This window comes from Paenibacillus ferrarius, from assembly GCF_002027705.1.
GTDB classification, from domain to species: Bacteria; Bacillota; Bacilli; order Paenibacillales; family NBRC-103111; genus Paenibacillus_E; species Paenibacillus_E ferrarius.
In genome coordinates this window covers 188,977-212,746 of record NZ_MBTG01000023.1, presented here as the reverse complement: position 1 = coordinate 212,746, position 23,770 = coordinate 188,977, and the positions used below count along the sequence as shown (strand labels likewise).

Here is a 23,770-nt window from a genome sequence, read left to right as displayed (position 1 = left end):
CAATATCGCGTCATCTTTCCACATATGCCCCTTGTTATAATGGGGGTGTACACGAGAGTTAAGCGCTTTAGCGAAACTAAATATCGGAGGGTCACTCATGAAAAAGACAATAACAAGCATCATCTGTGGGGCTGTCACCATCTCTTTGTTGGCAGGCTGTGGTACAGATAAACCTAATACGACTGCAACATCGACAGCAGCAGCTTCAGCGAAGCCGGTTACGATCAAATTTCATGCTTACGGCAGCGAAGCTCAGCAAAACTGGAGCAAAATCATCGATGGCTTTCAAACGAAGAACCCGAACATCAAGGTTGACCTCATCAACCTGAGTGAAAAAGGGGATACGCAAGAATACGCGAAGAAGCTGGATTTATCCGCAGCATCCGGCGAAGATATGGATGTGATGATGTTCAGTGAAGCAGGCATGTACGCGCAGCGCGTTGCGCTCGGCATGGTGGCTCCGCTTGATGAATATATCAGCAAAGAAGGCTACAAGGAGTCCGAAGAATACAAAGTAGATACACAGCTTAATGGCAAATACTATGCGCTTCCAGGGAAGTTCAACCCTTGGTACGTCATGCTGAACACCGATCATCTGAAGGAAGCCGGTCTGGAAGTTCCGAAGGATTGGACATGGACGGAGTTCCAGGATTATGCCAAAAAGCTGACCAAAGGCGACGGTCCGACGAAGCGTTACGGTACTTATTTCCACGGACCTCAAGGCGGCGGCTGGCTTGAATTCATGCGTTTGGCGCTGGCGAATCAACCAGACAACAGTGATTACTTGAAAGCAGACGGTACGTCCAACTTGGATAGCCCGCTGTTCCGCAAATCCGTTGAGATGCGTTACCAAATGGAGAAAGTGGACAAGTCTTCGACGCCTTACACAGATATGATTTCACAAAAGCTGAATTATCGTCCGCAATTCTTCAACCAAAGCGCAAGCATGATCGTCATCGGCAGCTGGATGAACTCAGAAATCGGCGGTACCGAGCAGTTCCCGCTTAATTTTAAAGCGGCTGTAGCGCCATTCCCTAAAAACAATGCTTCAGATCCAAGCGGTTATTCCATGGTTACAACAGATTTCTATGCGGTTTCTGCCAAAGCGAAACATCCGCAAGAGGCTTACCAATTTATTCGCTACCTGACAACAGATGGTATTCTTGTGCAAGGGAAGTATGTTCCATCATGGTCTAAAGTTAAAAATGATCAACTGGGTCAAATTGTAGATACCATCCTCAAAGGCACCAAAAACCCGGAGAAGGTAGACAGAGATTCCTTGATTACGGTGTTGACGAATGCAAGAGCATCCAAATTGGTGCCTCCTGCAACTTATCAAGCAGACGTGTATAAAGCGTTGAATGAAGAGTATGAGAAGCTTATTCTAGATAAGCAAAATCTAGATGCTATGATCAAAAATTCGCAAGATCGCACACAGAAAATTATTGATGCTGCCAAGAAGTAGTTTCTGGTATAGTCAAGAGGAAAGCGCAAACAGGGAGAACTTCGGTTCTCCCTGTTTGTTAACGGATGAACCAATACATGCGTACGCGAACGGAGGGCAAGCGCCTTCACATTTCATTCAAGAAAGTGGGTCGTATTTCGGTGAATGTAGCATTAGGGAACATGGGAGAATTGAAAGCAGCACTAGGGGCAGTGAGACTGGATCAATCCCAGCTGTTGTTTGCTGGAGAAAGCTCCGAGCAAGTGAAAGCTCGCTTGCACAGCGGCCAGCATAGCAGCCAGCTTGTGGAGGAGATCCGTACAGAAGGCGTCAAGCTGCTTCAGGAAACGATGCCTGAGCTTAGTTACACCTTATTTCGGTTATATGCGGAGCAAGGAACACGAGTTGAGTACGAACATGTGTATTTTCGCCGTCGGAACCGCTTGACGACATTTGCTTTATTAGCTTGGCTAGAGACGGAGCATGGCGTCTATTTCGACGCGCTTCTGGATACGATATGGTCCATTCTGGACGAGTATACGTGGTGTTTGCCTGCGCATATTTTGCAAGGGCCAGAGATGCGCGGGCCTAACGGGAAGGGGCAGCAGGCCGCAGATCTTGCGAATGCTTCGGGAGAAGCTTTCACGATTGATCTTTTCGCTGCGGAGACAGCCTTCGCGCTGAGTGAAATCAGCGTGCTGCTGGGCGACGCACTGCCTGACCTGCTTCGCGTGCGCATTCGCGAAGAAGTGCTGCGCCGCGTACTGCGGCCATTTGTGACACAGGCTCCCAGCGTCTGGGAGACGGCTACGCACAACTGGGCCTCCGTCTGCGGAGGCTCGATTGCTGCTGCAGCGATCTACACGCTGCAGGATGATGATGAACTCGCCGCTGTACTGGAGCGAGCCTTCCCGCCGCTCGCCTCTTATTTGAGCGGCTTTGAAGAAGATGGCGCATGCACCGAAGGGTACATGTACTGGCAGTACGGCTTCGGCTATTTCACCTATGCCGCCGATTTAATTCAGCGGCGCACAGGCGGTGCCGTGGATTGGTTCCAAGACGACAAGGTGCGGCGGATTGCCTTGTTCCAACAGAAATGCTTCCTCGATGGACGGAAGGTTGTCAGCTTCTCCGACTCCCACGGGGAGGCGGGGATCTTCATGGGATTAAGCGGCTATCTGAAGCAGCTTTACCCCGAGCTGGAGCATCCTGAGCTAGGGCTTCGCGCTGGATACAGGGATGACCATTGCAGCAGGTGGGCATCTGCGCTGCGCAATCTGCTCTGGGCCCGTGAGGAGGCAGACGGCCGTCCGTGGCACACGGCATCCTATTATCTAGCGGATGCGCAGTGGCTGATATCAAGGCAGCTTCAGTCGCAAGGCGCTTATGTATTTGCAGCCAAGGGCGGCCACAATAACGAGCCGCATAATCATAATGATCTTGGGCATTTTCTGCTCTATGCCCAAGGGGAGACCTTGCTCGCTGATCTCGGCAGCGGGCGCTATACTCGGGCGTATTTTGGCCCAGAGCGATACGAGATTCTGTGCAATGGCTCGCAAGGCCACTCTGTCCCCATCATAGATGGACATTATCAGCAGGCCGGTGCGGCTCATCGAGCGGAGCTGCTTGAGTTTACCAGCACGGAAGCGCAAGACACGCTGGCGTTGGAGCTCTCCAGCGCCTATGGCACGGAGAAGGTAAGGCAATGGGTGCGCCGCTTTACTTGGCGCAAGACAGAGCCGCCGACGCTGGTCGTGTCGGACCGCTTTGAATTTACGAAAGCGCCGACCACACTGGTGGAGCGCTTCATTTCCTGGCATCTGCCGCAGCTAGCGGAGGATGGACGGATTGTGATCGCGCCAACCAAGGAGGCGCGGTTGTACATTGGTTTCGACCCAAGCTTGTTCGATTGGTCGGTTGAGTCCTTCATCCATGATGATCATTATGGACAGTCACGAGCTTGCTATGCCATTGATTTCACATTGAAGCCTAGTGGACAAATACGCTTGGAATTATCAGCTATGTTTATATGTGCGTTCGAATAAAGCAGATAGGGAGTGAAGAGGATGAATAGGCAATCCGGTTGGGCTCAAGAGGCTTGGCAGAAGACGGTCACCAAAGTAGCGCGAACAAGCAAGCGGATCGGAGACGGCTTTCCTCATGCCAGTGTACAAGGAGAGTATAAGCTGGAGCCTGCGTATTGGTGGACGGCGGGCTTCTGGCCAGGGCTGCTTTGGCTCTTGTATCGCGAGACCAAAGACGAGCAGCTGAAGCTGCTGGCGGAGTCCTGTGAACAGCAGCTCGATCAGGTCATTGCGGATTATTACCGTTTGGACCACGATATCGGCTTCATGTGGACGCTGACGAGCGTTGCGCGCTACAAGCTGCTGGGCGCGGAGGATTCGAAGCGCCGCGGCTTGCTCGCGGCTAATTTATTGGCTGCACGGTTCAACGTGCAGGGGAACTTCATTCGCGCCTGGAACCCATGGCACGAAGGGGAAGACAACGCCGGCTGGGCCATCATCGACTGCATGATGAACCTGCCGCTGCTGCACTGGGCGTCGGGCACGACCGGCGATCCGCGGTACAAGCAGATCGCGGTGCGGCATGCCGATATGGTGCTGGAGCACTTCATCCGTCCGGATGGCTCCGTCAATCATATCGTGATCTTCGATCCGCACACCGGCGAGCAGCTTGAAGTTAATGGCGGACAGGGCTTCGCCCCGGAGTCCGCTTGGTCGCGCGGCACGGCGTGGGCGATCTACGGCATGGCGCTCAGTCATCATCACACGGGAGATGAGCGGTATTTGCAAGCCGCCAAGCGCGCAGCCCACTTCTTCTTGGCCAATCTGCCGGAGGACAGCGTGCCGCACTGGGATTTCCGCTTGCCGGAGGGCATTACGGCTTATCGGGATTCTTCCGCAGGCGCTTGCGCCGCGTGCGGCCTGCTTCTGCTGGCTGATCAGGTAAGCGAGCAGGAGAGCGCCCTGTATCGCCAAGCTGGCGAGCGTATCTTGCACTCGCTGTACGTGAACTATGGCGCATGGGACTCGGAGACCGAGGAAGGGCTGATCCTTCATGGAACGAGCCATTATCCGGAAGGCAAGAATATCGACGTGCCGCTTATTTACGGCGATTACTATTTCGTTGAAGGCCTGTCCCGTTTGCTAGGACACGGCGAGCTGTTCTGGTAGTGTAGTTGCGGTCGCAGTTGCGGTTGTAGTTGCGGTCGCAGTAGCGGTTGCAGTTGCGGTTGCAGTGGCAGTGGCAGTGGCAGTAGCAGTAGCAGTAGCAGTAGCAGTAGCGGTTGCAGCCGCTGTATTAATGCCACCCAAAAGGAACTGCGATCCGCTATTTCACCGAAAATAGCGAAAAAACCGCCGAAGCGGAACTACAGTCCGCTATTTCGCCGTTTTCACCTCCGCAGCGTGCTAATTTCAACAAATAGCGTACTCCAGTTCCGCTTCCTGTGCAGGCAGCTCTCTTTTGCCCCAAATAGCGTACCGTAGTTCCGCTTGGACAGGATTTCGCGCACCGAAGAACCTCATTTCCACGAATCATGGAAATGAGGTTCTTCGTATTCTTGTCGGAGACGGGCGCCTAGCATCTCCTCAGGCCGCAGCTTCACTTCGACGCTTCCCGCCACTCGCCTAGTAATTTCTCGTGCTGTTCCGCAGCCAGATCGAAGCGGTACGTCGCAAGGAGATTCTCCAGCTTTACGGGTACAAGGAGCGGGTTCACCGGAATATTCGGCGCGACCGGGAAGGAGAAGGCTGTGTTCATATAATCGGTTTGAACTTCCCGAGACAGCATGAAATCGACGAGCTTTTTGGCTGCTGCGGAGTTGTTGCCTCCCTTGAGAATCGAGACAGCGCCGATCTCCCAGCCGGCTTGCGGCGGAATGAGCGAGCTGATGTTGTAGCCCGAGTTTTTGAACCGCAGCTGGTCGCTTAAGAAGGAGACAGCCGCCGCCAGCTCGCCTTCCGCCAAGTGCTGGGCGCTTGTGTTGCCGGCGAACGTCATGGAGGCGCTTTGTTGCTTCAGCGACTGCATCAGGCTGACCGCTTCGCGATCACCGCGCTGCTGGGCGAGCGAAGCGAGAAGCGTATAGCCCGTTCCCGAGGTCTCCGGGTCAGGGATCTCGATCTTGCCCTTAAGCTCAGGGCGGAGCAGATCCTCGTACCCCTGGGGAAGCGGCAGAGCCTTCAGTGTCGGGTCCTGCTGCCAGACAGTCTGGTTTACCCCAATGGCCAGCGCACCCATGTACATACCAGTCCAATAGCCGTCGTTGTCTTTATACTTGGCGGGGATGCTGTTCGCAGCCGCCGAGGAGTAACGGAGGGATTTATTTTTGTTTTTGAGCTGCTCGTGAAGATCGGCAGGCCCGCCCAGCACCACGTCAATCCCGGTTTTGCCCAGTGTCAGCAGATGATAGCTGGCTTCGCCGCTGGACATCCGGATGATATCGTAGGGTTGGCCTGTTTGTTCTTTGAACGTCTCGAGCAGAATGCGTCCGGCGTCCTCCTGAAAGATAACATAGACCTTCAGCGGCTGGTTATTTTTCTTCTCCCCGAAGATGAGAAAGCCAAGGAATACGCCAACACCGGCGATAATCACGAGCAATGCTTTTTTCCACATGATGTTGAATCCCTCCTGAACAGCCAAAAAAGGAAACCAAAGTTCCCCTTTTCAGCAACTATCTATTTCGCTTTAAGCCCCGGTGAGCTTAATTACGTGAATTTTATCATCAGCTGCACTAATCGTGACATTCCCTAGAAACCTTGTCAAACCGATGTCATAAGCATCGACAATCCATTCTTTCATGTTATCGTCCAGAATGAAATACCGCTCCTTCTCGCCCAAGAACATCGATGATTTCACGAAGCCGGTTACGATGAACTCGCTTGCATCCGGTGCATTAATACGCAGGGATTCTGGGCGAATGCTGAGCAGCACCTTCTCGCCAACCGTTACAGCTTCATCCAGGGTCACACTGGCCGTACGACCTTTCACGCCATAGGCAACTGTGGCTTTCCCGTTTGCAGATTCGTTCACGATCGCATCGACGAAATTCGTCGTGCCAATGAAATCAGCCACATAGGGGGTGCGAGGCTTGTAATAAATCTCGTGCGGTGTGCCGTATTGATCGATCGCCCCTTTGTTGAAGACGACGATATGATCCGACATCGACAAAGCCTCAAGCTGATCATGGGTGACGTAGATGACCGTCAGGCCCAGCTCTTGCTGGATGCTTCGCAGCTCTACGCGCACTTCTTCACGCAGCTTGGCATCCAAGTTGCTTAACGGCTCATCCAGCAGGATGATCGGGGAGTTCATGACGAGAGCCCGCGCCATAGCAACACGCTGCTGCTGGCCTCCGGACATTTCGTGCGGATAGCGCTCCTCAAGTCCTGTTAATTTCACTTTCGCCATGGCGGTCTTCACGCGCTCCTGCACTTCAGCTTCAGGACGCTTCTGGATATCAAGTCCGTAGGCGACATTATCGAACACTGTCATGTGCGGGAACAAGGCGTATTCCTGAAACACCATTGGTGTTCCGCGTTTGTAAGGAGGCAGATCGTTGACGAGCTTGCCGTCAATCCATATTTCACCTTCGTCAACGGTGTAGAAGCCCGCGATCGAGCGCAGCAGTGTTGTTTTACCGCACCCGCTTGGCCCTAGGAATGTAATGAACTTCCCGCGTTCAATCTGCAAATCAATCTGTTTGAGAACGTGGTTGCTGCCAAACACTTTACTCACATTTTTCAAATCCAATAATATGTGTGAACTCATGATCCTCACTCCTTAAAGCTTTTCGGTTGAAAAGCTGGCATCGTAAGATGAACTTTCCCGTAGAAAGACGGATGTCTTAGATATACGTTAAATTAGAAATCGAATATTTTGACCTTCGAACGGAAGATGAGCTTCATCACACCCAGCGTGGCTAGGGTTGTTCCCATTAATCCGACGGCGACGGCAGCCGCCCAGTAGTAGGTTCCCGTCTCGGCATAGTTGAAGATGGATACCGCTGCGACCACCCATTTGGGGGTAATGAGAAAGACGATGGTGCTTAGGGTGTTCATATTTTTCATAAAGGCATAAACAAAGTTCGCGACAATCGTCTTCTGGAGCATCGGAAATACGATCGTTGTCAGTGTGCGCCGGCTGTCTGCGCCAAGATTCGTGGCAGCCTCTTCAATGGATTTGTCGACCTGTTTGAAAGATGCGGTAAGTCCTCGATAGCCGACCGGCATCTGCTTCAGCAGCATTGCGACGATAATAAGAATCGCTGATCCTTGCAGCATGATTGGTCCGTTGCTGAAAGCGACGATCAGAGCCAGACCAACGAACGTTCCAGGCAAGGCAATGGGCAGAACGGCGGTGAAATCCAGTATTTTTTTGCCGGGAAACGGCTTGCGTACAACGACATAGGCCAGCACGAGGGCGAAGCCAACAGCTAGAATGGAACTGATCAGCGATAGAACCAAACTGTTCAGTACAGCAGGGCTGGATGGGTTGAAGACGATTTTGAATATATGATCCAGTGTAAAGGTGTTGTCTCGACCGAAGTTCTTGGTGAAAGCGAACAAGATGGTGATAGCGAACATCGATAGAATGAAGAGCGCCATGATGCTGTTGAAAATAAATAGCACGATATCGGTTTTGCGTGAAGTCTTCACACGATTGAGTCCGGAAACTGGCTTCCCTGTTATGGTGGAATAGGAGCCTTTGGACAGCAGCTTGCTCTGAATGACGAAGACCAGTAGGGCAGGAATGACCAGAATAAGACCCATGACAGAAGCGAGCCCAGGCTCGTTATTAATAATTTCTCCGTAGATTTCAACAGCTAACAGAGAGTAATTGCCTCCGATCAGCTTGGGATTTCCGAAGTCAGCAAAGCAGTTGATGGCAACCAGCAAGAAGGCATTAATGACGCCTGGAAGTGCTAATTTAAACGTAATGGTGCGAAAAAGCTTGAAACCGCGCGCTCCTAAATTCTGTGCCGCAATTTCCAGATTAGGTGAAATCGAGCGAAGGACGCCTGTAATTGTCATATAAGCAAGTGGGAAATACGAGATCGTCTGCACGATCCAGAGTCCTGGCAGCCCGTATAAATCGAGCTCGACGTTGAACCAAGCTTTCATGGTTTGCGAAACCATTCCACCTCTGCCGAATAGCAGCAGGAAGGCCAGACCAGTCATGACAGAAGGGGCCAGAATCGGAAGAAAGGCGATAAAGCGGAAAAATTTCTTCCCTGCGATGTTGCTGTAATGAATGGAGTAAGCATAAATAAAGCCGCAAACAGTAGCTGTTAGAGCAGATAGGGAGGAACTGACGACAGTGTTCAGCAAGGCTGTTCCATAACGGCTTTTACTGAAAAAAGTGGTCCAATCTGTCGCTCCTGGCAAGGCAATGACGTAAATGAGCGGATAAATGACGAAGAGACAGAGAACTGCAAAACTGATGAGCACAAGGATCAGCGAGGATGGATCTTTCACCAGTCTGCCGATCGACGAACCCATACCCTTTTTTTCTATGATCATAAGGGGTTCACGACCACCTTCCAAATTCATTGTATAGGAGGGCATTGGCGGCACAACAGACGTGCTTCAATGCCCTGTAATCGCTTACTTTTATTTGAGGTTTTTCAGCGCATCTTGCAGCTCTTTACGCTGTTCAGCAGCTTTCCACAAGCTGTAGGTCGTGTTGTATTTGGTTGCTTTAATATCAATACCGCCTTTGGGAATCGGCACGGTCGGTTTCACGGAACTGGCAAAAGCAGATTCGGTATAAAGAAGGCCAGGCTCATTGGTCAGCATGAAATCCATGAGCTTCTTAGCGCCAGCCGTGTTAGCGCCACCTTTTACGATCGCGAGTCCGCCTACTTCGTAGCCTGCGGCTTCCGGAACGATACTGATGATCGGATTGCCTTGATTTTTCATTTTTAATTGGTCGCCTAAAAAGGTAATGCCAATCGTGTACTCGCCTTTAGCTGCCTTCTGAATCGGCTCGATGCCAGATTTCGGTCTTTCTTTGAGGTTCGGCAGCAGTTTGGCTACATAGCTCAGCATCTCGTCTTTGCCCCAAACCTGGGCTAGTGAAGCTACGGCTGTGTAGGCTGTGCCGGAGGTAGCCGGGTCGGACATGCCGATTTCGCCTTTGAATTTCGGGTCAAGAAGCTCTTGGAACGTTTGCGGATACGGAGCTGCTGCATATTTCTCTTTCCAGCGCTGCTCATTGATCCCGATAGCAATTGGATTTAAGTAAAACCCTGTCCAGAAGCCTTCTTTGTCCTTCATGTTGTCAGGAATATCTTTGGAATTCGGCGAAATGTAACTTTCCAGTGCGCCAGCTTTTTTCAGCACTTCATGCGAATCAGCGGGACCGCCCATCAGGAAGTCGGCCTGCGGCTTGCCCATTTCATTTTGCACACGAGTCACAGCTTCACCGCTCGGCAAACGAAGCACGTCGTAGTCGATGCCGGTTTCTGCTTTGAATTTATCCAAGATTTTACGAGCTTCTTCTTCTTGGAAAATGGAGTAAACTGTAATTTTTCCTTTCGCTTTTCCGCCAAAAACACCGGATTTGTACAGGAAGAATCCTGCAACCAGCACGACAACAATGATCGATACGATCATCAAAGAACTATTGCTTTTTTTTCTAGCCATTTCATCAACCATCCCCTCGATATGTTAGGAGGCATCACGCAACTTGAAATAGGCTTTGTGGTTGGTTTCATCCAACAAATCGAAAACGATGAAGTAAGCGTTATCATATCGGTCAACATGCAGCCAATGCTTGCCGTTCACCGCTTTGTCGGAAAGTTGTACGACAAAGTGGGCGCTGGGTTGTTCAGCCATGAAGTCAAAATGACTGAAATCAATCAGCCTGACCGCAGAACGCATTTGCATCGTAAGAGCAGCCCGGTCCGCATCAGACAATGTCGTAAGAAGGCCATCTTGCAAGCGGAATACCTGATGATTCCTGTTCGCAATAGCTTCACTTACCGTATCTGCGGTGAGTGTCTTGTCGATCAGCATGTTCTGCAGCTTCCTAATTTCAGCGCTGATGTCCAGCGAATTAACGGAGTCAGACCCGAAACGAAAGCCGCTGGTACCGATTTGGAAAGGAATATCCTCTTGATCCAGATAAGCAATGGAGCCTGTTAACAGCAACCGTGAAGCGTTTTCACGAGTTTGTGGCTGGCCTCCGCTTAAGATGCGGCTAAACGTTGCTTTCCAGGCAATCAGCTCTTTCGGATCATCAATCGAGATGGTTCCAATCCCCGGATACGTCACATTCATACGCATGGGAACACCGTCAAACATATCTCGGCTGTTCGGTTCCTTGGGTACGATCTGTACTTCATCAACGCCGATGCGGAACACATAGGCGAAAATACCGATCAACGTACATCCGATAACGATTTGTAACAAGATGAGGCGCAACCATGAAAGCCCTTTCTTCTCCTCTTGCATGTAGATTACTCTCCTTTTATCTCAGAAAAATCATCATTTTGTATCAATTTTGTAACAAAACTTGAGGGGGAAGGGACTCGACCTGGAACATTAATACAACTTCCGTACCGCTTCCTTCACGGCTGTATACGGTGATGTCGCCGCCTTGCAGCTCCATCAATTGCTTGCACAGCAGCAGTCCGAGTCCATGCGAATGCGTCGAAATGGGACGATTCAGCTTCTGCTCAGAAGGCAGGAACAACGCAGCTGTCTCCTGCTCGTTCATGCCTTTCCCATTATCGGTGATGCGTACAAGGCAATGATATTCCTGCTGCTCCAATCGAATCGCAAGCTCTGTACATCCGCTGTGCTTGATCGCATTTTCAATGACATTAAACAGCACCTGCTGTGTGCGCTTGGGATCGGCATAAACCTCGCATGGCTCAACCTGCAGGGTGGTCATGATCGAGGATTTATGCAGGGTAGGCTCAAGAATTCGCAGACTATCTGTCAGTATCGCTGCTAGATCGGTACGCTCGACCTGTACCAGCCAAGCTTCATCGCCTTTGAGCGATGATTGCAGCAGGTCCTCAACCATTTGCAGCAGTCGTGTGCTTTCCTTGCGGATGTACACATTGCACGTTCGAATATCATCAATACGCTCCATTTTGTCGATAAGATCAGAGAAGCCGATGATGGAAGTCAGCGGTGTCTTCAGCTCATGGGTCACATTGTCATAAAACTTTTTTTGCTTGCTTTGTTCATAGTGAAGCAGCTCGATGTGCTCTTGCAGCGCTGCTGACATTTGATTGAAGTCATCGGCTAATTCGCGCACTTCATCCTGACTGTGGACAACGATTTTGCGGCTGAAATCGCCGATAGTGACAAGCTTCAGTGCCTGCTGCAAAGCATGCAGAGGGCGCATAATGAAGAAAGAGAAGGAGTAGCTCGCGAGCAGAGCAATGAGCAGGCAGCCGAGAGCGACGCCAATAAACCAGGAACGCATCGCGGACAGCGTTTCTTCGTGCTTATTCAGATCAAGCAAGTAGCGGAACCCGCCTACAATCTTGCCTTCATAGACGAAGGGAGAGGCATAAATGAGCAATTTGCTGTTTTCTCCCTCGGTGATGACAGATGCGGTTTGACCAGCCAACGCGGCGTCAATATCGCTCCGTTTAATCAAATCTTCTTTATTGCCGCTGTCCCCAATAATCATGCCCTCGGGGTCAAAGAGCTGCACTTGGAAATTGCTGTTCGCCGCGAGGTGGGAGGCAATGAGCGGAGCATAGGTGCCCGAAAATAGCTGTTCAATGCTGATTTTCTTATCGTTCACAATTTTCAGGGCTTCAATGCGATGCAGCGAATAATACTGGCCCAAGGTTTGGGTATCCCGCTCAATCATGCTTTTGCTCAACGTATAATTGACGACTACATACATCACGGCGAGCAGCATGACGATCGTGATGGAATGCTGAATGAATAGTTTGTTGCGAAGCTTCATCCCTTAAACCTCCAGCTTGTAGCCCATACCGTGAACAGTGGCGAGCACATGATCGTAAGGCTTGATTTTCTCGCGCAGTCGATTCACCATCATATCGACAGACCGGGTTTGCCCGTAATATTCGAAGCCCCAGACTTGATCCAGAATGTGCTCCCGCGTGAATACCTTCTTGGGATTTTTGGCTAGCAGCCAGAGCAGGTCAAACTCCTTGCTCGTCGTTTTGATCAGCTTGCCGGCGACTTTCATCGTCCGCTCGTTGCGATCCATTTCGATGATGCCAGCCTGAAGAACGTCTACCGCTTGTGCAGCGGAATCCGGCGTCATACGGCGCATAACAGCGCGTATTCGCATGACCAGCTCCCGTGTTTCGAACGGCTTGGTCAAGTAATCGTCCGCTCCGAGCTGAAAGCCAAGTATTTTGTCGTTCATTTCATTTTTGGCGGTGAGCACGATGACGGGAATTTCCTTGTAAGTTTGCTGCAAGGTCATAAGCAGCTCGAAGCCGGATTGATCCGGCAGCATCAAGTCCAGCAAGATCAGGTCGATGGGCCGAGTTTCCAGCTCGTGAAGACCGGAGGCGACCGTGCCGGCCACAACAGCTTGGAACCCTTCCACCTCAAGGCTCAATTTGAGCAGCATTTGAATGCTGGAATCGTCTTCGATAATTAAGATATTCATAGGAAAAAATTCCTTTCCGTTCGCATTTGCTTAAGAGATTCGTCAATGAGGAGGGATGTTCCTTGTCCTAGGTTTCTAGTTGCATATCCTACCAAAAGCGCTAGGCATTGCGCAACTAGTAATTGGAGTCAAATCTTGTCGAATCAATAAACTTTTTATAAGCAGCATGCGTCTATTCTTACATAAATAATGCCGCTCAGAGAGCATAGAGGAAGGTTTTTGTCGTGAAAGTTCAACTATTGACGAAACGCAAACAACATTGGATATTAGGCAGCGCATTTTGCGGCATGGTTGGCATGGCTCTCATTAATTTCACAATGACGGGAAGTGTGATACCGTTCCCCAGCAAATCACCAGTCATAAGCATCCAGGAATCCCACGAGGAAGGTGTATTAACGAATGCAGCCCTTATCGGGCCGGCTGCCTCTTTGATCGAAGTGAAACCGATAGAAGGAGAGCATTCTCTGAATACGGCCGTTGCGCAAACCCAAACGGGACGGAATGGGAACCTTTCACAAGCAAAGCAATCCGCTGCATCCAAGCAGGTTGCAATCACATTCGACGATGGACCGGACGGTAAGTATACGCCCCAAGTTTTGGATATTTTGAAACAGAATAATGTCAAAGCGACCTTTTTTGTCGTTGGCGGCCAAGTCAGCAAGTTTCCAAAAGTACTGAAGCGAATTCATGAGGAGGGTCATGCTATTGGCAATCATTCATGGGACCATGCTGATTTGACCAAACTCTCCTCCGTTCGTATAGAGCAGGAACTGAATGAAACAGAGGATTGGATTATGAAAACGATCGGTATAAGCCCCTCTCTGGTCAGGGCGCCATACGGAGCTGTTTCCACACCCGTGAAGAAGGCAGTGGAACAGTCTGGACGCTCATTGGTCGGTTGGGACGTGGATCCCCGGGATTGGGCGGGCACCTCATCCAAGGACATTATTCATAATATTAAAACGCATACGAAAGACGGCGGCATTATTTTGCTGCACAGCTATGGTGGCAAAAAAGGAAACTTGGACAATACGATTGAAGCCCTTCCGGGCATTATCGCTTACTTGAAGAAGGAGAACTTCGATATTGTGACCGTTCCCGAAATGAAGGCACGAGTGCAAAATGGTCGTTAAGAAGGGGTTGGAACGAGCAGGTATTCATGATTCCGGCAGTGCTTTTCACTTCTTTTTATAAATATGACTTATATTGCATTTTACAAAAAGCCATTTCCAACTTATGATGGTAGAGCGGTGTAATATTTCTTCTCGCAATAGGGAACTTTATTTGATTCGCAACGTACTACATCAGGTGACAATAATTCACATCCGGCACGAAGCGGAAAGAAGGAGTTCTAACTGAATATGAAGCATGAGGAAAAAGGTGGGTGGCGAGCTGACATCGCACCTTACGAAAGACCACATATGAAGCATAGTGTGTGGCAAATTATCAATACACTGGTACCCTTTCTTGTCTTGTGGTACTTCGCTTTCTTGAGTCTTTCGGTTTCAATCTGGCTTACGTTCGTGTTAGATATCGTTGCCGCAGGGTTTCTGGTTCGAATCTTTATTATTTTCCATGATTGCTGTCACAAATCTTTTTTCAAAAACAAAATTGCGAATGAAATTGTCGGGACCATCACAGGTATTTTAACGTTTTGTCCGTATCATCAATGGCGTCATACGCACTCGGTTCATCACGCATCCAGCGGTAATTTGGATCGCAGAGGTGTGGGCGATATTTGGACACTCACGGTTGACGAATATATGGCTTCTTCATGGGGCCGAAGATTGTATTACCGGTTGTACCGCAATCCGCTTATCATGTTTATTGTTGGACCGATCTACATCTTCCTGATTGATTATCGGTTTAACCGCAAGCGGGCTGGCAATAAAGAGCGCATTAACACCTATATAACCAACTTGGGTATCGTAGGCGGACTCGCTTTGCTATGTTGGGGAATCGGCTGGCAATCCGTCCTTCTGATCCAAGGTCCTATGTTTTTCGTATCAGGGATGGCTGGCATTTGGCTATTCTATGTGCAGCATAACTATGAAGACACGTATTATGAGCACGAAGGCGAATGGGATTATGTGAAAGCCGCAATGCATGGCAGTTCGTTCTATAAGCTGCCTCGCGTTCTACACTGGATTACAGGGAATATTGGCTTCCACCACATTCATCACTTGAGCCCGCGCGTACCGAACTACTACCTGGAAAAGGTGCATAACAAAAGTGCCGAGCTGCGCAAAGTGCAAACGATTACGCTGCTTACCAGCCTAGAATCATTGAAGTTCCGAATCTGGAACGAGGAAACGAAGAAGTTTATTCAATTCAAGGATTTGAAGCGTTTCAGAACGAAACGGGTCATCGCGGCCGAAGTATTGAAAGTGAAAGTATCGGAATAAATAAGGTGAGACTCTAGTGCTGCCAGTTTAAGTAGGTAAATCTACTTAGACTGGCAGTTTTTAATACATAGCGCGCATAGCCAAGCTGGGTACAACTAACGACGCAACCTTTTCTCTGGGCATGTCCGTATCGAGAAAAGCAAGCTGAGCTAAACTTTTGGGCAGATCAATGTCCTAAAATGACATTGTTCCAAACGCAGCCATTGTACTAAAATTCGGTGTCCCAGCGTAGAGAGATCTACGTTGGAGACACCTTTCTTTATTTCTTTTTTCTACCTAAAAAAAACACAAGTCAGTGAAAAGTCATTCCATTGTTGGAAGCGCTTTAGAAAGGTAGGATAGAACTATAACATCGACGAGATTGAAGTGAGGGGGGCCAGAGGATGGCGGTCAACGCACAAGCTGTGAAGCAAGTGAGACAAGGCGCACAGGCCAGCAAGGGTAAAGGCTTTCTAGGAAAGCTTTGGAAGTATAGGGCGTTATACCTGATTTCGGTGCCGGGTATTTTGTATTTTATTATTTTCAAATATGTACCGTTGCTCGGGTCTGTCATTGCGTTCCAGGATTACAACATTTTTGATGGCTTTACCGGGAGCAAGTGGGTCGGGTTCGAGCATTTTGCGCGGATGTTTGCCCATTACGATTTCTTGAAAATTTTGAAGAATACGATGCTGATTGGGATCTATGATCTCGTGCTGGCTTTCCCTGCACCTATTGTTCTGGCTCTGCTGCTGAATGAGCTAAGAGTCGTCCTCTACAAGCGTATTCTGCAAACCGTGGTGTACATGCCTCATTTCCTTTCGTGGGTCATTGTAAGCGGTATCGCAATTGGCATTCTTTCACCATCTACGGGGGCTGTGAATCATTTCATTACGATGCTTGGTTTCGACCCTGTGTACTTCTTGGGGGAAGAGTCGTGGATTCGTACGGTACTGATTACCTCAGGAATTTGGAGAGACTCCGGTTACGGGACGATCATTTATTTGGCCGCATTAGCAGGGATTAATCCCGATTTATACGAGGCTTCTGAGGTAGATGGCGCCAACCGCTGGAGACAAACTATTTCCATCACGCTGCCGTCGCTGCTGCCAACGATCATGATTTTGTTCTTGCTGCACATCGGAAAGTTCCTGGATTTCGGCTTTGAACGTGTTTACGTGTTCTTGAACCCTTTGAATAAAGAAAATGGCGAAATTCTAGATACTTATATTTATACTGCAGGGCTAATGAATCAACAGTTCAGCTATACAACGGCGATTGGCCTATTTAAAGCCCTCGTCGGGGTCATGCTCATCGTCACCGGAAATATTATGAGTAAAAAAACAACCGGGGAAAGCCTGTACTAAGACGGAGGTGAACGCTATGAATCGCAAGCCGACAGCCGGCTGGCAAACGTTTAATGTTTTTAATGTGCTTTTTCTGACACTCTTATCACTGGCGATGTTCCTGCCGTTCTTAAACGTGCTGGCTCAATCCTTCAGTTCGTCGGAAGCCATTGTAACCGGGAAAGTTCTGTTCCTTCCTGTAGAATTTACGTCAATCAACTATCAATATGTGTTCAGTGACGCGGCGATTTGGCGGTCTTTTGGAGTAACGGTCTACATTACAATTGTAGGTACACTGATTAATTTGATTGCTACAGCATCGCTGGCTTATCCGGTTTCTCGCCCTGAGTATGCAGGCCGCAACGCGATTGTCATCATGGTGCTGATCACAATGGTTTTCAGTGCGCCGCTGATTCCCAACTTTATTTTGATGAAAAATTTGCACCTGACGAATTCCCTTTGGGCTTTGCTGCTTCCGGGAGCCATCAGTGCCTTCAACTTCTTCGTGATGCGGTCGTTCTTCCTGCAAATTCCGAGTGAATTAATTGACTCCGGGCGTATGGATGGCTGCTCTGAGCTGCGCATGATCTGGAGCATTGTCCTGCCTTTGTCTAAACCGGTGATGGCTTCCTTGGGGATTTTCTATGCCGTGGGCCACTGGAATACGTATCAAAATGCGTTATACTATATTAACAAACCAGCGCTTTGGCCGCTTCAGGTGAAGCTGCGTCAGTTGATTGCTTCGGAGGACATCAGCATTGACCCGAACTCTTCGCAGTTCAGCGGGCTGGCTCATATGGATCCGGAAGGCATCAAAATGGCGACAATTATCATTGCCACAATTCCAATTATTCTGATCTACCCGTTCTTGCAGCGTCATTTCGTTAAAGGGATGATGGTGGGTTCTGTTAAATCGTAAGGCGAAGAAGGAACTGTCCTCTTGGGGACGGTTCCTTTTTAGGGTTTATTACCTATTCACGAAAGGTAGATTTCCTATATGGAATTTTCGATCTCGTTGAAAGCCATTTGAAGCTCAGGCAAATCGAAATTGAATTGCAATTTAATGCCCAGCTTATCAGCAGTGTCCTTCAAAGCGAGATATGCTTTCTTGGAGCTTACTTGTATGGAAGCTGGTGTATGGTCAGACTCCTTGAGCAAATTGAGCAGCTGTTCCACATAGGCTTGAATGAAATTATGGTTACCCGCCAATCCGCCAGCCATCACAAAATCGGCTGAAGCGTTCATCCATAGACTCAATCGAGGATAGCTTCCTCGTTCATCCTTTTCGCCGAATGCTTGGGAAATGTATTGAAAGTCGGAATGCCAGATCTCTGTTGATTTCTTCAAACTTTTAGCTAATTGGCGAAGCTGCAGTTCGTTAGGATACACGTAAGGGGTTAGAAAGTCCCCCTCTTCCAGCCAAGGAAGCCACGTATCTGACCAAGTGACACCCGAGGATGTGATCTCCGGGACGCGATGCAGACGTTTTTCACCAGTCCCTTCATCCGTTTGGTCATGTTCAAAGTACAATTCATGATTCTCTCGGAACCGATCCGCTACATGCATGGTTTGCTCTAAGGCAGTTCTAAGAAATCTAACTTCTGGTCCATTCAACTCAGCAGGCAAGAGGCCAGGCTCATAGCTTTGGAATTGCGGCCAAGCCTGAGCACCGCGGAATTTATAACCAAGGTCACGGATTAATTGGAGATCATCCTTGTCCAACTGATCGCGATTCTCGAAACTAACGGTGATGGCTCTCGTCGAATGAATTAATTCAAGCTGATCATCCTCCAACTGATCATTAACACCGCTCAATTCCTGCAGGAATAGCCGTGCGTTTGGACCTATATAAACATTGAGACCATAACTGATCCTGCCTGCCCCTAACACGACACAGCAACCATGCTCGCCGCTATCGGGATCGGTTATTAGAAAGTAATCCTCGTCCTCCATCCAATCCCAGGGAGCTTGTTTTTTAAATCGAATTGTTGTTTCAAAAAGCTGCTGCCATTCTTCCTTCGTTGCCTGTAAGTTGGTCATTGCCAAACCTCCGACTTTTATTTATTTTATTATGTTGGTATCCTTTTTAGTTGACAAGCTTTTTCGAGCCCAACCTAAAAAAAACACAAGCAAGTGATAAGGCATTCCATTGTTGAAAGCGTTTCACGAGGGTAGGATATACCTATAACGTCGACGAAACTTGTATAGAAGCTGCTTAATCTCTGCATGAAATCTCCAATTTTTACAGTATTCTAAAAAAAAGACAAATCGAACTAAAGGCATTCCATATCAGCATTTTGTAAACGCTTTTACAATGAAGATGTAATCTCGTTATCAATTTGCAAAAAGAAAAGAGGGGCATACATGAAAAAATGGATTCCGACCACGATGGCAGCTGTCTTGTTGAGCAGTATGCTGGTTGCTTGTACTTCCAAGACTTCGGAACAACCGAAAGCATCAAGCGCTGCGGGTGCAACAGCTGGTGCGGCCAGCACGAAGCCTGCTGAGAAAACGAAATTCTCCATCTCTCTGCGTACTCTGGCTTTCGGACATGTGGAGAAATCACCGGATATCAATCAAGATAAATGGGTGAAGAAACTAGAAGAGATCACGAACTCCGATATGAATATCGTGTTGGTTCCGCACAAAGAATATGAGCAAAAAATGATCCAAATGTTCGCAACCAACGATATTCCTGACGTTGTACAGGGCAGCGGCGGCGTGAACGGCAAGGAAATGGCGGGTTCCGTGAAAGCGGGCGTATTCATGCCTTTGGATGATTTGCTCAAACAATATGGCCCCAACTTGCTGAAAAAGGTCCCCAAAGATGCTTGGGACAGTGTGACGTATCAAGGTAAAATTTACGCGATTCCGGAGTACTTGTCCAACCCGTCCCGCCGCGCGATCTTCGTGCGCAAGGATTTGCTGGATAAAGCCGGCCTAGGCGTTCCGAAAACCGTAGATGAGTACATGAACGTACTCCGCAAGTTCAAGGAAATGGGCGTAGAGAACCCTTACATGGGGCGCGAGAACTTCAAATATGCCGATTCCTTCTTCGGCGCTTATGATGTGTTCCCGTACTTGTCGATGTTCGAGAAGCAAGGCGATCAAATCTTGCCGAAATTCTTCGATACTGAGAATATGATGAAAGCGCTGCAAACGTACAAAACGATGTTTGACGAAGGCTTGATCAACAAAGAATTTGCAACGATCAACGCGACCGTGTTCAAGAACACGATCCTTGCGGGCAAAGCAGGTATGTGGTCCATGAACGCGAATGAAATGCTGCAATGGGAAACACAGCTGAAAACAACGGTTCCAACAGGCAGTATTGCTATCATCCCTTCCCCAACGGGCCCGGATGGCAAAGGCGGTCACTACTTGTACGGCGCAGCGCCACGGACTTATTTCATCAATAAAAATGTGAAAAATGCCGGACAAATCATTAAGTTCTTCGATTGGATGATGTCGGACGAAGCAGAGAAATTCTTCACGTTTGGGATCGAAGGCGACACCTTCAAAACCGTAGACGGCAAAATTGACTACAAAGCCCCAACAGACAGCGCAGGCGTCGATGAAGAGCGTTACCGTCAATCCTTCTTGTGGCTAGTGCAAGATACGACTTATAATAAAGGCACACTTAGTTTGACGGATGAAGGCAAGAAGCTAATGAACATCTATGATACAACGCTGAAAAATGAAGGCCGCGACGGCATCAGCTTCGAGCCTCGCTTGGATTCATTAATGAAAAACGTGGACATTTCACCGCTTTCCGACCAAGCGCCTCCGGTTCTTTTGCAGCATATGGTCAAAATGGTGTATGGCAAAGAACCGATTTCGGATTGGCCGAAAGTATTGGAAGAGTGGAAATCCAAAGGCGGCAACGATGTCATCAAGGAAGCCACAGAGAAATTCAATAGCAAAGATTCCGGTACGACTGTGTCGATGCCGCGTAAATAAGCTCAGCAACTGGGCATGACCGTCTCCTCACGTGCTGTGCACGTGGGGAGCAGGCATTTCATAAGGGTAAGAAGGGAGACCTCCTCATGTATCGCATACTCATTGTCGATGACGAACCGATGATACGCAAAGGATTGCAAAAGCTCGTGGAACAATCGGAACTGCCGATCGAAAGCCTGCGTACGGCTGAGAATGGCGTAGTCGCGCTGCAGCGAATTGGGGAGGAACGACCCGACTTCCTGTTCACTGATATCCGCATGCCCAAAATGGATGGACTTGAGCTGTGCGCACGGGTCGCCGAGATGGATGCAGATATCCAAGTGGTGGTCATCTCAGGGTTCGGTGATTTTGAATATGCGCAGAAATGCGTTTCCTATGGGGTAAAAGAGTACTTGCTGAAGCCCGTTAATATCAAAGGTTTCCAAAACGTGCTGGAGAAGCTGATCCGCACCAAAACCAAAGTCAGTTCAGAGACTTTCGTGGCAGTCACGAAGCTGGAACAGTGGGCAAGCCGTATGGAACATGCGGTCTGGATGCTGCAAGAAGCGGAATTGAAAGGCCTTGTCAGCGAAATTCAGGATGAGTTGAAGACGTATAAATTGAAGCTCAATCGCTGGATAGATATTTTACAAGAGATTCACACTCTTTTGCACCAAAGACTCAATGTGCGCGATGTGTACCTCATGCAGGGCGAGCTGGATCTGACAGGTGCCGCTGATGAGCAGGAAGCGTGGTACCGGTTCATTGCAGCGGTTCATGGACATCTGGATGAGCTCCGTGCGAAGCGCAAAGGGAAGCTGAAGGACCCGGTAGAGGAGGCCAAGCAGTACATCGAGACCCACCTCGCGGAGGAAGTTTCGTTAGAAGAAGTGGCTGATTTCATCGGACTGAATCCCTCTTATTTCAGCCAATTGTTCAAACAAAGCACGCAAGAGACGTTTGTGCAGTACCGCACGCGCAGACGGATGGAGAAGGCGAAGAAGCTGCTTGAACAGCCGCAGTGGCGCATCACGGACATTTCCGGAGAGGTCGGTTACGCCGATCATCCCCATTTTACGAAGACATTCAAGAAGTATGAAGGCTGTCTCCCTTCGGAGTACCGCCAACAAATGGGCATTCGTACATGAGAAGAAAGACGCTTTCAGGCCAAATCTACTCGTATTTTCTCATTGTTATCATCTTGTCGCTGCTGTCTGTCGGTGCTTTCTCCTATATCCAATCGTCCAAGGCACTTGATGGTCAGGTTAAGCAGTATATGGAGCAAATGATCGACAGTGCTAGCTACCAGACAGATAGCTATTTGCAGGCTTATGAGCTGTTAAGCAACACGGTTTCGTCTAACTCCGATGTGCGGTCTTTTATGGAAATGAAGCCGGATGATTCTTATGAATATTATGTTTACTCCGATAAAATCAAAAAATTTGCCGAGGCGTCGGTGCAGTCCGTCGTTACCTTATATAAACAGTTGAATATGATTTATGTCGTTGGGCAGCATGGACGCTCGGTCATTTATGAGAACCAGAACCTGCTCAACTTCGATCCGGTGCTCGTACAGGAGCAATACGACAACCTGATGAAAATTGCGGGTGACGGCAAAATCGCCCTGCTCAATATGAGCATTCGCCCTGTCGATCAGGGCTCTGTTGTCACGATGGCTCGCAAGGTGCGGGGACCGTCTTATGGAGATGAGAACCGCGGTGTTGCCGCTATAGAAATTAAGCTCGCGGAGCTTGCGAAGACGTGGGACCGCGTCAGCTTGGGCAAGGAAGGGTTTTTCTTCATCGTTGATGATACCGGGAACTACATTTATCCGCCTACGATGGGTCAGCGCAAACCGAAAGATGAGTTGTCATCCTTAATTCTGGCCAGCGGCAATCAAACGTTCATTCATAAATATAACGGGGAAGAACGTATGTTTGTGTCGCGGAAATCGGCTTACTCCGATTGGAATCTGGTGGCTTCTATGCCTGTAAAAGAGCTGCGCCGACCTGCGGATACGATCCGAACGACAACGCTGATTGTTGGTTTGGTTACGTTAGTCGTGGCCTTGTGGCTCGCTTATCGCTTCGGCCGCTCCATTATCGCTCCTATTCGGGAATTGAAAGAGAGCATGCGGGAGACGGAAAAGGGGAACTGGCAGTATATCGACGAGATTGGCCGGACTGATGAGATGGGCGGACTCATTCACAGCTATAACCTGATGGTAACGCGTCTCTCGGATATGATTGAGCGTGTCTATGAAGCTGAGCTGGAGCAGCAGAAAAATGCGCTGGAATTAGGCGAAACGAAGCTGGAGAGACAGCGGGCGGAATTTCAGTCGCTGCAATTGCAGATCAATCCGCACTTCCTGTATAACACCTTGGAAACGATCAATTGCTATGCAATTGTGCAGGATTCCAGTGAAATTACGGAGATGGTGGAGGCCATGGCCTTCATGCTTCGCTACTCCGTGCAGACCAACTTAGAAGAAATAACCGTCGCCAATGAATTGAATCATGTGCGCAATTATATGATTGTTTTGCAGCATCGTACCGGCAAAGAATTCGAGATTGACGTAGCGATCCCGCCTAGTCTGCTGCTCGAGAAAATGGTCCGGCTGACGCTGCAGCCGCTGATCGAGAATATTTTCCAGCACGCTTTTCCTGACGGTGTGGAGTCGTATCACTACATTCGCATCGATGCTAGCAAAGAAGGCGGTTTATTCCAAGTCTTCATCGAAGACAATGGCATCGGCATGAAGCCGGAACAATTGGCTGAGCTTCGCAGGAAGCTGGAGGAGAACCGGTTGGCGGAACCGGAAGAAGTCGAAGGGAAGGGCAGCTTGGAGCGTGGAGGCATCGGGCTGATGAACGTCCACCGACGGATTCAAATGGTGTTCGGCGAAGCCTACGGCCTCTCCGTAGACAGCGGTTGGGGCCAAGGCACCCGCTTGACGATGACCATGCCGGAGACGGCGCGGCCTCGCATTCGCGGCTGAGTCGGCGTGATGGGGCATCCGT

Annotated in this window: 18 protein-coding genes; 10 read left to right on the top strand and 8 right to left on the bottom strand. The window is 49.2% G+C overall.

The window, feature by feature from the left end:
* Nucleotides 1-97 precede the first annotated feature (97 nt).
* The 3 genes from BC351_RS23555 (at nt 98) to BC351_RS23545 (ending at nt 4,638) form a co-directional block, all read left to right on the top strand.
* A complete protein-coding gene (locus BC351_RS23555; protein ID WP_079415514.1) occupies nt 98-1,465 on the top strand; it encodes an ABC transporter substrate-binding protein in 1,368 nt (455 codons plus the stop codon).
* A 77-nt stretch (nt 1,466-1,542) separates the two neighbouring features.
* Entirely contained in the window at nt 1,543-3,489 is a 1,947-nt protein-coding gene (locus tag BC351_RS23550) for a heparinase II/III domain-containing protein (RefSeq protein ID WP_158082205.1), read from the top strand.
* A gap of 21 nt (nt 3,490-3,510) precedes the next feature.
* Nucleotides 3,511-4,638 carry a glycoside hydrolase family 88 protein gene (locus tag BC351_RS23545; protein ID WP_079415510.1) on the top strand — a complete coding sequence of 376 codons (1,128 nt, stop codon included), beginning with the start codon at nt 3,511-3,513 and terminating at the stop codon, nt 4,636-4,638.
* A gap of 430 nt (nt 4,639-5,068) precedes the next feature.
* On the opposite strand, the gene BC351_RS23540 is transcribed toward BC351_RS23545, so the two are convergent.
* The 7 genes from BC351_RS23540 to BC351_RS23510 all read right to left on the bottom strand — a co-directional run bounded on the left by BC351_RS23540 (nt 5,069) and on the right by BC351_RS23510 (nt 13,081).
* Nucleotides 5,069-6,082: an extracellular solute-binding protein gene (locus BC351_RS23540; RefSeq protein WP_079415508.1), complete on the bottom strand. Its 1,014-nt coding sequence runs from the start codon at nt 6,080-6,082 to the stop codon at nt 5,069-5,071.
* Between the two features lie 72 nt (nt 6,083-6,154).
* On the bottom strand, nt 6,155-7,237 hold the full coding sequence (locus tag BC351_RS23535; RefSeq protein WP_079415506.1) for an ABC transporter ATP-binding protein: 1,083 nt from the start codon (nt 7,235-7,237) through the stop codon (nt 6,155-6,157).
* Between the two features lie 92 nt (nt 7,238-7,329).
* The gene (locus BC351_RS23530) at nt 7,330-8,988 is read right to left on the bottom strand and encodes an ABC transporter permease (protein ID WP_158082204.1); all 1,659 of its coding nucleotides are present in this window, start codon (nt 8,986-8,988) and stop codon (nt 7,330-7,332) included.
* A 90-nt stretch (nt 8,989-9,078) separates the two neighbouring features.
* Entirely contained in the window at nt 9,079-10,113 is a 1,035-nt protein-coding gene (locus tag BC351_RS23525; protein ID WP_158082203.1) for an ABC transporter substrate-binding protein, read from the bottom strand.
* Between the two features lie 24 nt (nt 10,114-10,137).
* Nucleotides 10,138-10,923 carry a DUF3919 family protein gene (locus BC351_RS23520; protein ID WP_079415500.1) on the bottom strand — a complete coding sequence of 262 codons (786 nt, stop codon included), beginning with the start codon at nt 10,921-10,923 and terminating at the stop codon, nt 10,138-10,140.
* A 43-nt stretch (nt 10,924-10,966) separates the two neighbouring features.
* A complete protein-coding gene (locus tag BC351_RS23515; protein WP_079415498.1) occupies nt 10,967-12,403 on the bottom strand; it encodes a sensor histidine kinase in 1,437 nt (478 codons plus the stop codon).
* Nucleotides 12,404-12,406: 3 nt separating this feature from the next.
* Nucleotides 12,407-13,081 (bottom strand): response regulator transcription factor, encoded by a 675-nt coding sequence (locus BC351_RS23510; RefSeq protein ID WP_079415496.1) that lies wholly within the window; start codon nt 13,079-13,081, stop codon nt 12,407-12,409.
* Between the two features lie 224 nt (nt 13,082-13,305).
* Between BC351_RS23510 and BC351_RS23505 the strand changes: the two genes are divergently transcribed.
* The 4 genes from BC351_RS23505 to BC351_RS23490 all read left to right on the top strand — a co-directional run bounded on the left by BC351_RS23505 (nt 13,306) and on the right by BC351_RS23490 (nt 17,730).
* Complete coding sequence (locus BC351_RS23505; protein ID WP_079415494.1) at nt 13,306-14,214, top strand: polysaccharide deacetylase family protein; 909 nt, start codon at nt 13,306-13,308, stop codon at nt 14,212-14,214.
* A 228-nt stretch (nt 14,215-14,442) separates the two neighbouring features.
* The gene (desA, locus tag BC351_RS23500) at nt 14,443-15,486 is read left to right on the top strand and encodes a Delta(5) desaturase DesA (RefSeq protein ID WP_079415492.1); all 1,044 of its coding nucleotides are present in this window, start codon (nt 14,443-14,445) and stop codon (nt 15,484-15,486) included.
* A gap of 383 nt (nt 15,487-15,869) precedes the next feature.
* The gene (locus BC351_RS23495; RefSeq protein ID WP_079415490.1) at nt 15,870-16,832 is read left to right on the top strand and encodes an ABC transporter permease; all 963 of its coding nucleotides are present in this window, start codon (nt 15,870-15,872) and stop codon (nt 16,830-16,832) included.
* A 16-nt stretch (nt 16,833-16,848) separates the two neighbouring features.
* Nucleotides 16,849-17,730, top strand: a complete 882-nt coding sequence (locus BC351_RS23490; RefSeq protein WP_079415488.1) for a carbohydrate ABC transporter permease — start codon at nt 16,849-16,851, stop codon at nt 17,728-17,730.
* Nucleotides 17,731-17,804: 74 nt separating this feature from the next.
* On the opposite strand, the gene BC351_RS23485 is transcribed toward BC351_RS23490, so the two are convergent.
* On the bottom strand, nt 17,805-18,851 hold the full coding sequence (locus tag BC351_RS23485; protein ID WP_079415486.1) for a DUF7309 domain-containing protein: 1,047 nt from the start codon (nt 18,849-18,851) through the stop codon (nt 17,805-17,807).
* A gap of 324 nt (nt 18,852-19,175) precedes the next feature.
* On the opposite strand from BC351_RS23485, the gene BC351_RS23480 reads away from it, so the two are divergent.
* From BC351_RS23480 to BC351_RS23470, 3 genes are all read left to right on the top strand, one after another.
* Nucleotides 19,176-20,771 carry an extracellular solute-binding protein gene (locus BC351_RS23480; protein ID WP_079415484.1) on the top strand — a complete coding sequence of 532 codons (1,596 nt, stop codon included), beginning with the start codon at nt 19,176-19,178 and terminating at the stop codon, nt 20,769-20,771.
* Nucleotides 20,772-20,857: 86 nt separating this feature from the next.
* On the top strand, nt 20,858-21,898 hold the full coding sequence (locus tag BC351_RS23475; RefSeq protein ID WP_079415482.1) for a response regulator transcription factor: 1,041 nt from the start codon (nt 20,858-20,860) through the stop codon (nt 21,896-21,898).
* A complete protein-coding gene (locus tag BC351_RS23470; protein ID WP_079415480.1) occupies nt 21,895-23,748 on the top strand; it encodes a cache domain-containing sensor histidine kinase in 1,854 nt (617 codons plus the stop codon). Before BC351_RS23475 ends, BC351_RS23470 begins: the two co-directional genes overlap by 4 nt.
* Nucleotides 23,749-23,770: the final 22 nt, after the last annotated feature.

Bases quoted from the DNA above. Each gene is read 5' to 3' on its own strand.
- BC351_RS23470 (WP_079415480.1), top strand. From the start codon at position 21,895: ATGAGAAGAAAGACGCTTTCAGGCCAAATCTACTCGTATTTTCTCATT.
- BC351_RS23530 (WP_158082204.1), bottom strand. From the start codon at position 8,988: ATGATCATAGAAAAAAAGGGTATGGGTTCGTCGATCGGCAGACTGGTG.
- BC351_RS23515 (WP_079415498.1), bottom strand. From the start codon at position 12,403: ATGAAGCTTCGCAACAAACTATTCATTCAGCATTCCATCACGATCGTC.
- BC351_RS23545 (WP_079415510.1), top strand. From the start codon at position 3,511: ATGAATAGGCAATCCGGTTGGGCTCAAGAGGCTTGGCAGAAGACGGTC.
- BC351_RS23490 (WP_079415488.1), top strand. From the start codon at position 16,849: ATGAATCGCAAGCCGACAGCCGGCTGGCAAACGTTTAATGTTTTTAAT.
- BC351_RS23525 (WP_158082203.1), bottom strand. From the start codon at position 10,113: ATGGCTAGAAAAAAAAGCAATAGTTCTTTGATGATCGTATCGATCATT.
- BC351_RS23555 (WP_079415514.1), top strand. From the start codon at position 98: ATGAAAAAGACAATAACAAGCATCATCTGTGGGGCTGTCACCATCTCT.
- desA (WP_079415492.1), top strand. From the start codon at position 14,443: ATGAAGCATGAGGAAAAAGGTGGGTGGCGAGCTGACATCGCACCTTAC.
- BC351_RS23540 (WP_079415508.1), bottom strand. From the start codon at position 6,082: ATGTGGAAAAAAGCATTGCTCGTGATTATCGCCGGTGTTGGCGTATTC.
- BC351_RS23520 (WP_079415500.1), bottom strand. From the start codon at position 10,923: ATGCAAGAGGAGAAGAAAGGGCTTTCATGGTTGCGCCTCATCTTGTTA.
- BC351_RS23495 (WP_079415490.1), top strand. From the start codon at position 15,870: ATGGCGGTCAACGCACAAGCTGTGAAGCAAGTGAGACAAGGCGCACAG.
- BC351_RS23510 (WP_079415496.1), bottom strand. From the start codon at position 13,081: ATGAATATCTTAATTATCGAAGACGATTCCAGCATTCAAATGCTGCTC.
- BC351_RS23485 (WP_079415486.1), bottom strand. From the start codon at position 18,851: ATGACCAACTTACAGGCAACGAAGGAAGAATGGCAGCAGCTTTTTGAA.
- BC351_RS23550 (WP_158082205.1), top strand. From the start codon at position 1,543: ATGCGTACGCGAACGGAGGGCAAGCGCCTTCACATTTCATTCAAGAAA.
- BC351_RS23475 (WP_079415482.1), top strand. From the start codon at position 20,858: ATGTATCGCATACTCATTGTCGATGACGAACCGATGATACGCAAAGGA.
- BC351_RS23480 (WP_079415484.1), top strand. From the start codon at position 19,176: ATGAAAAAATGGATTCCGACCACGATGGCAGCTGTCTTGTTGAGCAGT.
- BC351_RS23535 (WP_079415506.1), bottom strand. From the start codon at position 7,237: ATGAGTTCACACATATTATTGGATTTGAAAAATGTGAGTAAAGTGTTT.